Origin of the sequence: Paenibacillus sp. 1001270B_150601_E10, assembly GCF_015558675.1 — a bacterium.
Classification (GTDB): Bacteria; Bacillota; Bacilli; order Paenibacillales; family Paenibacillaceae; genus Paenibacillus_B.
Window position 1 is genome coordinate 1,052,742 of record NZ_JADMOL010000001.1, and the last position, 11,969, is coordinate 1,064,710.

At 49.4% G+C, this 11,969-nt stretch carries 8 protein-coding genes, 1 tRNA gene and 1 other annotated feature; of the genes, 3 read left to right on the forward strand and 6 right to left on the reverse strand.

Annotated elements, in window-relative coordinates:
• Positions 1 to 182: 182 nt before the first annotated feature.
• A complete protein-coding gene (locus tag I2H74_RS04800; protein WP_195572012.1) occupies positions 183 to 545 on the forward strand; it encodes a cupredoxin domain-containing protein in 363 nt (120 codons plus the stop codon).
• Positions 546 to 609: 64 nt separating this feature from the next.
• On the opposite strand, the gene I2H74_RS04805 is transcribed toward I2H74_RS04800, so the two are convergent.
• The 4 genes from I2H74_RS04805 to pheS all read right to left on the reverse strand — a co-directional run bounded on the left by I2H74_RS04805 (position 610) and on the right by pheS (position 8,513).
• The gene (locus I2H74_RS04805; protein ID WP_195572013.1) at positions 610 to 1,212 is read right to left on the reverse strand and encodes a CvpA family protein; all 603 of its coding nucleotides are present in this window, start codon (positions 1,210 to 1,212) and stop codon (positions 610 to 612) included.
• 14 nt (positions 1,213 to 1,226) lie between these two features.
• The gene (locus tag I2H74_RS04810) at positions 1,227 to 4,637 is read right to left on the reverse strand and encodes a hypothetical protein (RefSeq protein WP_195572014.1); all 3,411 of its coding nucleotides are present in this window, start codon (positions 4,635 to 4,637) and stop codon (positions 1,227 to 1,229) included.
• 385 nt (positions 4,638 to 5,022) lie between these two features.
• Positions 5,023 to 7,461, reverse strand: a complete 2,439-nt coding sequence (gene pheT, locus I2H74_RS04815) for a phenylalanine--tRNA ligase subunit beta (protein WP_195572015.1) — start codon at positions 7,459 to 7,461, stop codon at positions 5,023 to 5,025.
• Between the two features lie 17 nt (positions 7,462 to 7,478).
• Positions 7,479 to 8,513: a phenylalanine--tRNA ligase subunit alpha gene (gene pheS / locus I2H74_RS04820; protein WP_195572016.1), complete on the reverse strand. Its 1,035-nt coding sequence runs from the start codon at positions 8,511 to 8,513 to the stop codon at positions 7,479 to 7,481.
• A gap of 101 nt (positions 8,514 to 8,614) precedes the next feature.
• Positions 8,615 to 8,902: a binding site (T-box leader), on the reverse strand.
• A 210-nt stretch (positions 8,903 to 9,112) separates the two neighbouring features.
• Between pheS and I2H74_RS04825 the strand changes: the two genes are divergently transcribed.
• Together I2H74_RS04825 and I2H74_RS04830 are read left to right on the forward strand one after the other, a co-directional pair.
• A complete protein-coding gene (locus I2H74_RS04825; RefSeq protein WP_195572017.1) occupies positions 9,113 to 10,165 on the forward strand; it encodes a mannose-1-phosphate guanylyltransferase in 1,053 nt (350 codons plus the stop codon).
• Positions 10,162 to 11,112, forward strand: coding sequence for a GDP-mannose 4,6-dehydratase (locus I2H74_RS04830; RefSeq protein WP_195572018.1), 951 nt, complete (start codon positions 10,162 to 10,164; stop codon positions 11,110 to 11,112). The genes I2H74_RS04825 and I2H74_RS04830 overlap by 4 nt, the downstream gene beginning before the upstream one ends.
• Before the next feature lie 82 nt (positions 11,113 to 11,194).
• Here I2H74_RS04830 and I2H74_RS04835 read toward each other — a convergent pair whose 3' ends face one another.
• A complete protein-coding gene (locus tag I2H74_RS04835; RefSeq protein WP_195572019.1) occupies positions 11,195 to 11,689 on the reverse strand; it encodes a YcxB family protein in 495 nt (164 codons plus the stop codon).
• Positions 11,690 to 11,856: 167 nt separating this feature from the next.
• A tRNA-Pro gene (locus I2H74_RS04840) sits at positions 11,857 to 11,933 on the reverse strand.
• Between the last annotated feature and the right edge of the window lie 36 nt (positions 11,934 to 11,969).

The following is an 11,969-nucleotide window of genomic DNA, read 5'->3' on the forward strand; positions in this document are numbered from 1 at the left end:
ATCAGTACGGGTGCTTTTCCAACCTGGCACCGTTCATATTTCACACTTCTGTCACAACCTCTCGCCTTAGAACGACAGGATTTGCACAAGGGTTTGCGTATAGTTATTCCATTGCACTTATTTGTGTGATCGGGATCACACTTGTACTTATCACTCTTGCTCATCCAGGGAGGTTTTCATACATGAAGCATCCAATAGCCATTGCCGCTGCTCTAGCCACATTAGCCTTCGTAACCGTTGCTTGCAGCAGTAACCAAGTGGAAGAACACCATGCAGCTCAAGTTGACAAAGAAATGGTCATTAAAGCATCCAATTACACCTTCGAGTCTTCCGAGTACCGCGTAAAGGCCGGAGAAACCGTACGATTTATTCTGGACTCCACGGGGAATCACGGCATTCATATTAAAGAATTGGGGCTTAAGCTTGACCCTAATCAGACATCCCAAATCCTTACCCCTAAAGAAAAAGGGTCATATCCGTTCCAGTGCTCCATCCTATGCGGACCTGGCCATAAAGAAATGACTGCGACACTCATTGTAGAATAGGCTCCTATGCCGACTGAACTTATCGGCGGCATCTAACCACGAGCCAGTAGCTTGTTGAAGCTGTCTATAGCCATTGAGCCCATTGGACAGCTTCAGCAAGAAGGACAGGTGCCCATTCTCCCGTCAATCTCATCCATATTGAGGCAGATGTCCAATGCTGCAAAGCCTCTGAAGGCCACGCCATCATCAGCACATAGATTAATCCCCATATCCAAATGAAATGCACCGCCCCAAGGATTCCTCCACATAGCCGATCAAAGGCGCGAATCGGCTTCACGCTGGACAGCTTGCGCAGCGCAAAGCGAATCAGCCACAAGCCGCTCCACACAAACCCAAAAATCAAGCTAAAGGCCACAATGGCATGAATCAGCTCGTTCCATGCGGAATGCTCAATGCGAAGGTCTGTGATCACAGCGCCGCTCGACTCGTTTGTAAACAATCGTTTTTTAACCCAAGGGATAAGATATTCATAGCTCTTTGCCGCCACAATAAATGCAAAAATCAGGCCGAACAAGGAAAGGGCCTGCGAGCGCAGCCCCTTCCAAGCGCCTATCATGATACAGCATAGACAAAGGAACAATATCAGCCAGTCAAGTGCATTCCATTGACCCCAAAAGGCCGCCAAATGATGGCTGGCAGACTGCCACCACTTCTCGATACCCTGCATGATGCAGTCCCCTTTTAGCTTTGCTCCATGAGTTCCAGCCACTCATTAAACTCGGATTGCAGCTTGTTGTATTCGTCTTGAAGCTTCTTATGCTCTACTTCTAGATCCGACATCTTCTTGCGCCCCATCTCTTGTTCAATCTGCGAGAGACGGAACTGATGAGACATCAGCTCGAATTGTTCTTTAATCATAGCGTACTCTTCTTGATTGAAGTCAGACGCCTTCACGCTTGCATGCTCAATTGCTGCGGCTGCAGCTTCTTGCTGCTCAAGCATCTGTTCACGAAGCGCCGCCTTTTCCTCTTGCAAGCGCTCCTGCTCAGCTTGCATCGCAGCTAGCTGTTCCTTCAGCTGCTCTCCTTCTTGGTACAGCCTAGCCAAGAGATCCTCACGATCCTCGCGCTCCGCTTCGAGTTGGTCCTTCAGTTCGCGAAGCTCCGACTGTTCGTTGTATAGATTCTCAATTTGTTTCTCGAGCTTGATCTTGTCGCCTTGTAGAACGGAGATTGCCTGACTTTGGGCAGCACCCTTCTGCTGCTCCTCCGCAATTGTTTGCTTCATCGCTTGCTCTTCGTATTGAGAAAGCTCAAACAGCTCCTTGAGCTCTGCGATATTTTGCTCCAAGGCAGCGACCATTTGCTCCTTCTGAGCCTCCTGCTCAGCTGTTGCTTGTTCGAGCCTATGAATTCTCGCTTCACGCTCTACAAGCTCTTCATCTTTAACACGAAGCTGGCGCTCAAGCTCAGTCGTTGTCGCATTCCAGCGTTCAGCCTGCTCCTGCACATGAGCACGAAGTGCTTCCAGCTTAAGCTCCGCATCCTGCTCGGCTTCCCTGTAGGCTTCAGCTGCTTTCGTCTCCATCAGCTGCTTCAGCTCGGATTCCTTCTCCAAGGCTTCCGCATTCAACTGGCTCAGCTCCGCTTCATGCTGATGCTTAAGATGATCTGCTCTCGCGTCTGCCTCAGCTTGAGCCAATTGAAGCAGCTCATCCATTTCCTGCTGCAGCTCGTCCAGCTGTTTTTTATAATTTGCTTCAAGCAATGCCTTCTCTTCACTCACTTGCTGCTGCAGCACGACTAAACGATCATTCGCTCCTTCAGTCTGAGTAAGCTTATCGTTTAAAGCCTCAATTCGTGCTTCGAGTTCTTGTTCACGGTTCGAAGCTGCTTCCTCCTTGCTGCGAGCTTTGGCATCTGCCTCTTGTACGAATGCTTGAAGACGCGCTTCTGATTCTTGATTCAACTGCTCACGCTGGAGTTTAAGCTGTTCCTCGAATTGTTGAGTCAGCTCATGACGCACCATCTCCAGCTCTTGCTGATGAAGGGATTGCTGTTCCTCTCGGGAAGCAGCACTCTTCTTATGCTCTTGCTGCAGAAGGGACTGATATCTGACTTCCGCTTGATCCAAGCGGTTCTGCCAATCCGTTCGTTCCAGCTCAAGAAGCTCCTCGGCTTCTTGCTGCGTTTGCTCAAGTTCGGCACGAAGAGCCGCTTCCTTTGTCTGAAGCTCTGCGTTCTCCGAGGCCAACGCATCAACATGATTTTTCAACTTATCTTGTGTTTCCGCTAATTGTTCGTTTCGTTCAGTAAGATTCGAGCATGCAGCTGCACGCTCTTGATATTGCTGCTCAAGATCCTGACACTTCACTTCAAGATCCTGAATCAGTGCCTCATAGGTAAGACGATCTTGTGTAAACTGCTCAACCTGAGTCGTCTGGCTGACCAAGTTATTCTCCATCTCCTGGAGCACCGTTTGCAGCTGCTCCGCTTCGGCATGCGCCTTATCGCGTGCTTGAATAAGACGCTCCATCTCCGTCTGGCGTGCACGATCCAACTCCTCAGCACGAGCTAGCCGCGCATCGAGCTGACGAATGCGAGCCGCTGACTGCTTCTGCTGCTCCTCCATCAAAGAATGCAGCTCCGTCAATTGCTGCTCATAGGCTTCACGCAGCGATTGCAGTTCCTCCTCATGCAGGCTGCTAAGCATATCAAGCTCTTCTTGATGCTTAGTCTTAAGCAGGTCAAGGCTTGCCTGATGGGATTCCATCAGCTTCTGCTGCTCAAGCGCATTATCATGTTTAAGCTGCTCAATCTGTCCCGCTGCTTCTGATTGAGAAGCTTCCTGCTCCTCTTTAAGCTTACGAATGGCTGCTTGATGAGAAGCCGCTTGATTCTCTAGAGCCTCTCGATAATCCGAAGCTTGCTGCTCCATCGATTCCAGATGGATGGATTCTTGCAGTTCCATCTCTTCACGGTGAACGTTCGCCTCCCGCTCCAAAGCATCTTGATGGGCAAGCTCCTGCTGTTCAAGCGCTTCGCGGTAAGCCGTTTCCTTTTCTTCTAACACTTTGCGGTGAGCGGCTTCCTTCTCTCCCGAAGCTTTCTGATAAAGAGACGCTTCTTGATCCATCGCCTGTTCATGTTGAGCTTTGAGCTTCGCAATGGCATCTGCGTGGCTGCTCTCTAGCTGTTTAAGCTTCGCAACCATCTCGGCATGACGAGACTCCATCTGCTGAAGCTTCTCCTGTTGAGCTGTATTCAGTTCATCCAATTGCACTTCATGATTGAATTCAAGCTCCTGCAGCGAAGCCTGATATGCTGAATCCTTCTGATCCAGAGCAGACTGATGCTGCACCTTAAGCTTCGATAGTTCGGAGCCATGCTTCGTCTCAAGACCTTTGACCTGCTCCGCATGAGTCGATTGAAGCTTCGCGATCGCTTGTTGATGGTCTTTCGTAAGAGCCTCTACACGCTGGCTTAATGCCTGCTTGTGCTGCTGCTGCTCCTTCACAAGCTGTTCCTGTGCAGCTTTAAGCTTCTGCTCGCCTTCTTGAACTCGGCGCTTTAGTTCCTGATCATTCCTTGTCAGCTCAGCAACTTGCTGATGAAGTCTCTTCAGCTGTTCTTGAAGCTTCTTCTCTTGCTCTTGAAGCTGTGCCTTGGAGGCGGACAATTCCTTCAGCGTCTCTTCGGATTGCTGAAGCTTCTGCTTGAGCGCATCCAGTTCCTTCTGCTGTACAGATCGAAGCTCATCTACGGCCTTCACATGCTCCGATTGGAGCTGGTTCAGCGCCTTTGCATGATTCTCCTTTTCTCTCTCCTGCACCTTTGCAATCTCTTCTGCTTGCTTGTGAAGCTGCTCCACCGTAAGGTGCAGCTCCTTCTTCTCCTGCTCAAGCACTCTCAGCTCTTGGCTATTCTTCGCGTAGTCCTCTTTAGTGCGCTGCACTTCCTCTGCAATATGTACAGCGGAAAGAACCGCCACACGTGGAATATCAAGTCTTGGATTGCTCTCTGCAATAGTTCTCATGTGCTCATCCACGGTTGCCGCAATATTGCGCATATACTCCTTGCTCGTGGTTCCAACAAGCTTGTATGGTGTGCCGTATATCTCAACCGTAACACGGTGTTTATCAGATGAGGTCATATGAAACGTCCTCCTTATTAATGAAAGAAAATAGTTCGATTGACAATGCCCCAAATTGCTTATATCGAAAAAATCCAACGGATCAAAACTTCATCAAAACGTTACATTTATAAGTTTCGCTAAAAAAAGGGGTTTTCCTGCTGTACCCTCTATATTAACATGTTCTCGTATAAACATAAAAAGGGCAACCCCTGAGCTTCTCCACTCCTTCTGAGTGAAAAAGACAACTGGAATTGCCCTATCGGGTTCAGCTCCGCAATTGAAGCGCAACTAGGCTTCTCTCAACGTCACTTCATAACCCTATCAATCGATTGTCTAACGAGCAGTACAACTCTTCCATTTCAGTTCTGTATTTGAAAGCAGAGGGCTGATCCTCTATCAAATATTACTTCCGCAATTCAGCGCCTTCTGCCTCAAGAGCCGCTACAACCTTGCCGTGCAGTTCCGTAATCGCTTCGTCCGTGAATGTGCTTTCGCGGTTTAGGTATACCAAGGAAAGTGCTACGCTCTTCTTGTCTTCTGCAATACGCTCTCCCGTATAAACGTCAAAGACGTTAACCGATTCAAGCAGCTCTCCTGCAGCTTTTTTCACGACCTGAAGCAGGCGGCCAACCTCAGCTCCGCGATCAAGCACAATCGCCACATCGCGCTCTACAGCAGGGAAGCGCGGCAGCGATACATATTCAATCTCAAGATCAGCAAGCTCAACCAGGCGATCCAGCAGAATTTCAGCCACAAACGTATCACTAAGATCCTTCTTCATTTGAAGCTCTGGATGAACTTGACCAACCGTACCGATCAGTTCTTCACCGGATTCCGTCGTCAAGTACAAGCAAGCGGAACGGCCTGGATGGAAGTCCTGCGGACGTTCAGCTCGGAAGGAGATCCGATTCGATAGGCCAAGATAGCTGAAGATGGAATCCAGCACGCCTTTGATATCATAAAAATCAACCGTTTCTGCCTTTACATTCCATTGAGAGGGTTGACGATGACCTGTCAACAGCAAAGCGAGAACAGGCTTCTGTTCCGGAAGTGTTGAAACATTCTCTTCCTTTGTAATATATACGCTGCCAATCTCGAACAACGCAACGTCCTCGATCTTGCGATTGCGGTTATACGTTGCGGCATCAAGCAAGCTTGGAATGAAGCTTGTGCGAAGCACGCTGCGGTCTTCGCTCATCGGCATCGCAAGCGCTACAGGCTTCGCTTCTGGAACCAATGCTCCAAAGAGCTCAGCCTCATTTGGATGCGTGAAGGAATACGTAATGGCCTCATTGAAGCCTCCATCCGTCAGCAAGCGGCGAAGCTCACGTCGAATGCGCTGGCTCTTCGTCAGGTGTCCTGGCGTTGTTGCGCCTTCGATTGGAGTCGTTGGAATATTGTCGTAACCGTATAGACGCGCGACTTCCTCAATCAGGTCGACATCAAGCTTGATATCTCCACGACGTCCAGGCACCTGAATCTCGAATGTTCCTTCTTCGCTCGACAGGATGCTAAATCCAAGACGATTCATAAGCGATGCAATATGATCCGCATCAAGCGCAGTACCGAGCAAGGCGTTTGTCTTGTCGACAGTTAATGTAATCGTCGCACGCTCTGTTTGTCCTGCATGCTCTTCTACGATTCCACGAGCGATCGTTCCGCCTGTGATCACTCGCATCAATTCCGCTGCGCGATTCAGAGCAGGAACAACCGCTTCTGGGTTCACTTCTTTCTCGAAGCGAAGGGAAGCTTCGGAACGTAAGCCAAGCTCGCGCGCCGTCTTGCGGATCGTGCCACCATCGAACTTCGCGGATTCAAGGAGAATGTTAACCGTCGTCTCGGTTACCTCCGAATTCTCGCCGCCCATCACGCCTGCAAGACCAACCGGCTTCACGCCATCCGTAATCAAGAGCATGCTTGGATCAAGCTTGCGTTCTTGGCCATCGAGCGTAACCAAAGTCTCGCCTTCATGAGCCATGCGAACCTCGATGCGTCCATTTTCAAGCTTGTCGGCATCAAACGCATGCAGCGGCTGTCCATACTCAAGCATAACAAAGTTCGTAATGTCCACGATGTTGTTAATCGGTCGTACACCTGCTGCAAGAAGGCGATTCTGCAGCCACAGAGGGGAAGCTGCAATCTTCACGCCTGTAATATAGCGAGCGGTATAGCGACTGCAAGCTTCTTTCGCTTCAATTGCGACAGAGATATGCTCAGAAGCCTGCGTACCTTCCTCTTGCACTTCCTCAGAAGGCAGGGTAACCGGACGATCCAGAATAGCGCCGACTTCGTAAGCTGCACCGATCATGCTTAAGCAATCGGAACGGTTCGGGGTAAGATCGAATTCAAGCACCTGATCGTTTAGTCCCAATACATCAGCGATCGGCTGTCCTACTTCAAGGTCACCTGGCAGCACGAGGATGCCTTCTTGCATTTCCTTCGGAAGCAGCTTGTCGTTCATGGCGAGCTCCTTCGCCGAGCAGATCATCCCTTGGGATTCTACACCGCGAAGCTTCGCTCTTTTAATTTTCATGCCGCCTGGCATAACGGCGCCAATCTTCGCTACTGGAACCTTTTGTCCTGCATCCACGTTTGGCGCGCCGCATACGATTTGCAGGTAGTCTCCTTCGCCAACGTCAACCTTGCATACATTCAATTTATCAGCATCGGGATGCTTCTCCCGCTCTACAACAAAGCCAACGACAATATTGTCAAGCCCTTTGTCGCGCTCTTCAACATGATCAATCTCGATGCCTGAGCGCGTAATCTTCTCTGCAAGCTCTACTGCGCTTACTCCGCTCACATCGATATATTGTGACAGCCATTGATAGGATACGTTCATCGTTAATCTCCTTCCCGTTACATGCGATTGAATTGCTTCAAGAAACGAATATCATTCGTGTAGAAATGACGGATATCGTCTATGCCGTACTTCAGCAGCGCGATGCGCTCTACACCCATACCGAAGGCGAAGCCGGAATATTCCTTCGGATCATAGCCGCCCATTTCAAGCACTTTAGGATGCACCATGCCGCAGCCAAGAATCTCGAGCCAGCCTGTTTGCTTACACATGCGGCAGCCTTCACCCGCACATTGCACACAGGTGACATCCACTTCGGCACTAGGCTCAGTGAACGGGAAGAAGCTCGGGCGAAGTCGGATTTGCATATGGGAGCCGAACATTTCACGAACAAATTGAAGCAGCGTCCCTTTCAAGTCACTCATGCGAATATTTTTGTCAATGACAAGCCCTTCGATCTGATGGAACATGAAGGAGTGAGTCGCATCGTCATCATCGCGGCGGTATACGCGGCCTGGACAAATGACTTTCAACGGCACGTCGCCCTTCATAAGCTCCATCGTGCGCACCTGAACCGGTGAAGTATGTGTGCGCATCAAGAGCTCCTCGGTAATGTAGAAGGAATCCTGCATGTCGCGAGCAGGGTGATTCTTCGGCAAGTTCAACGCCTCAAAGTTGTAGTAGTCACTCTCGACTTCAGGTCCTTCTGCGATCTGATATCCCATTCCTGTGAAAATATCCTCGATCTCCTGAATCACCTTTGTCAGCGGATGAACCGCTCCATGAGGCATTGGACGCCCTGGCAAGGTTACGTCGACCGTCTCCGATTGTAGTCGGCGGTCAAGCTCTGCACGCTTGAATGCCTCCACCTTCTCGTTAATGCTCGTCTCGATCGCTTCGCGAACTACGTTCGCCACTTGACCGATAACAGGACGCTCCTCAGCGCTAAGGCCGCCCATGCCACGCAGAATCTCTGTCAGCTCCCCTTTTTTACCGAGAAACCGTACTCGCAGATCATTCAACTGCTGTTCATTGCCAACTTCCTTCAGCAGCTCCAGCGCATGCTCACGCAGCGCGTGCAAACGTTCTTTCATTCTCTGTTCCTCCTTCAGCTTGCTATGATTATGGATTACTGGTTAGCATCATGATCATTTCGGCTTCATGCCGATCAAATAAAAAAGGCCTTCATCGTCCGTAAAGGGACGAGAAGACCGTGGTACCACCCTAATTAGACGCAGATCCTTAGGCGATATTGCCTATAAGAGCCTGAACGTCTCACTTAAATGCGAATATAACGGTTCGCGCCCGGGCAGCTCTACTATCATCAGCGAGGCAGAATCAAGGGATTCTTGCCCTGCAATGAATTCAAGTGCCGGCTCCGGAGTGAATTTCGAAAAATCCTGCTTCAAGAATGCTCGCAATCCATGGCATTCTCTCCCTGTGAAGCGGTGTTCCTTCTACTTGTCTCCATCGTTGCCTATCAGCATTGTGCTACTGCTTAGCCATACGATACTTTTGAATATTACCCCTTATTATAAACAAATTCACTGGCGGAATGCAAGCCGCTAGTGACTAAGATAAACGCCTTTTTATGTAGATGGATGAATATCGGTTCCCTGCTAATTTGTCCCATCATAGTATAGGGTATTATGTATTCGTCTTGCACCATAAGCCGTATTGGGGGTGAACAGGATTGAACATCGTAATTATGGCGGGCGGGCGCGGCACTCGCTTCTGGCCGAGCAGCACAGAATCAAAACCGAAGCAATTCCTCCCCCTTTTAACTGAACGAACGATGCTTCAGGATACGTACGATCGCTTTAGAAAGTGGCTCCCTTCCTCCAGCATCTATGTCGCAACATCAAAGAGCTATGTTCAGCTCGTAATGGAACAACTTCCCGAATTGCCCATGGAGCATATCATAATAGAGCCTGATTCAAGAGATACAGGACCAAGTACTGCGTTAACCGCCCTTACGTTTCTTCACCAGCATGATGATGACGTCCTTGTGATGGTACCATCCGATCAATATATATCCGATGCCAAGGAGCTAAAGCGTGCGCTGCAAGCAGCCGCAAGTGAAGCGAAGACAAGAAGAATCACCGTCATGCTTGGCATAGTCCCAAATCGTCCCGAAACAGGTTATGGCTATATCCGAACCCATGAGGGCCAAGATGACCATCCATTAAGAGAAGTTGATGCGTTTATAGAAAAGCCGAACCAAGATTACGCAGAGAAGCTTATGATGCTTGACGGCACCTATTGGAACAGCGGGATCTTTGTATGGCGTCCATCCACGATTGAATACCTCATGACCAGACACTGCCCCTCTATCTGGCAGCCTCTCAAGAAGCATTATCCCGAGATCACCAACATCTACAGTCAGCTCCCGAAGCTCTCCATTGATTATGCCGTCATTGAAAAAGCAAAGGATCTCTACGTAATCCCAGCAACATTCGATTGGGACGACGTCGGAACATGGAATGCAGTTCGCAGGCACTATGGCGCTGACGAGCATGATAACCTGCTTAAGGGTCATGTTCGTTCGCTTGCATCTCATGGCAATATCGTATTTACGGATAAGCAGGCGATTATTATCGGAGTCGACGACCTGATCGTCGTCTCGACTGAGGAAGGACTCTTGGTCTGCCATCGTTCAGAGGAACAAAGGATCAAGGAAATGCTTAACGAAAGAAGCATAGAATTCAAGCCCTATCAACTCAGAGAGGTGAAGCCTAATCCATGAAGGCCTTAGTTACAGGTATTGCCGGATTCGTCGGCAGTCACATGGCAGAATATCTGCTGGATAAAAATGTTGAGGTTGTCGGCACGATCCGCAACCGAAGCCGTATGGATCATATCGCGGACATTCAGAATAAGATTCGTCTTGTGGAATGCGAACTGCGCGATCCCTTCTCCGTCGAGACGCTCATTGCTGAAGAGCGTCCGGATTTCATCTTCCATCTTGCCGCTCAAAGCTTCGTCCCAACATCTTGGAATTCCCCCGTTGATACGATCCACAATAACGTAGCAGGACAGCTCAACATCTTCGAAGCTGTCCGCCGCATCGGGCTCCCTACCCGCATTCAAATCGCCTGCTCAAGCGAGGAGTATGGCCATGTCGAACCACACGAAACCCCTATTACCGAAGACAATCCTCTTCGCCCGCTAAGCCCATATGCCGTCAGCAAAGCGGCTCAAGATTACTTAGGCTATCAATATTACAAGAGCTACGGAATACATGTCGTGCGCACAAGAACCTTTAACCATACCGGCCCTCGCCGAGGAGAGCAGTTCGTGACTTCGAACTTTGCCAAGCAAATCGCGGAGATCGAGAAGGGCATACGCCCGCCAATCGTATCCGTTGGCAACCTGCAAGCAAAGCGCGACTTTACGGATGTGCGCGATGTCGTGAACGCGTACTGGCTTGCCCTTCATCATGCTGAGCCTGGCGAAGTCTATAATATCGCCTCGGGTTCATGCATTACGATCCAAGAGCTTCTGGATCGTCTGCTCGCCTTAAGCTCCGTATCCATCGAGGTCGTGCAGGACCCTAGCCGCATGCGCCCGTCCGATGTTGAGATTTTGCTAGGCGACGCCTCCAAATTTGAACGCCAGACAGGATGGAAGGCTACCATCCCGTTCGATCAGACCCTATCAGACCTTCTGCAATATTGGCGTGAACGGGTATAGTGCCCATTTCACATATAAAAAACCGGCTGCCTTATGGCTGCCGGTTTTTGCATTTTACTAACATCATGCGGTTTATCAACCATTAAGATGCTGCTTTTTGATAGGTTGCTGCAAGCTCATAGAAGCGTTTAGCTTCGTCTTCATTCGCGAAGGCATGCTTCGGAACACAAATCACGGTTGTCGGATTCATCATCAAGAGAATATGATCCGGGCGGTCTGCTATGTTTTTGATATCCGACCAGCGTTGAAATGACTCTTTATCATTCGAATGGTCTCTCACACCATCACTGCTTATTTCAATGGACCGGCTTCCGATAACATGCGGATTTGTTTTCGCGTACCGCATGATCTTGCCTCTCACACTATAGAAAATATAAAGACCAACAAGCATGACCAGCAAGATTGATATGCCAATGCTCACTCCAAGCGTAAAACGGTAGGACAGCACAACGGTAAACAATATCGGCGATCCGATTAATACGGCAAGGAGCATCAAGCGGTATGAGGGCATCATCATGATGATGTCTCGGTTTAGCTTCCAATAATCTTCCTTTGTAAACTCGTAATGAATATTCAAGGCCCTACCTCCATTTTCACACTGTATCAATGAACAGCTTATGATCCTCATCAGAGATTCGCTTGGCACTCTATACGGAGCAGTGACGCCTCGCATTTACATGATGCACACCAGCTCAATCAATCACAAAAAAAGACGTATCTAAGATACGTCTTCAACCTTCATCGTGGTCGGGACGACACGATTTGAACATGCGACCCCTTGGTCCCAAACCAAGTGCTCTACCAAGCTGAGCTACGTCCCGTTAGGCAATTCACTCTCTTAATGTAGCACAAGTCCT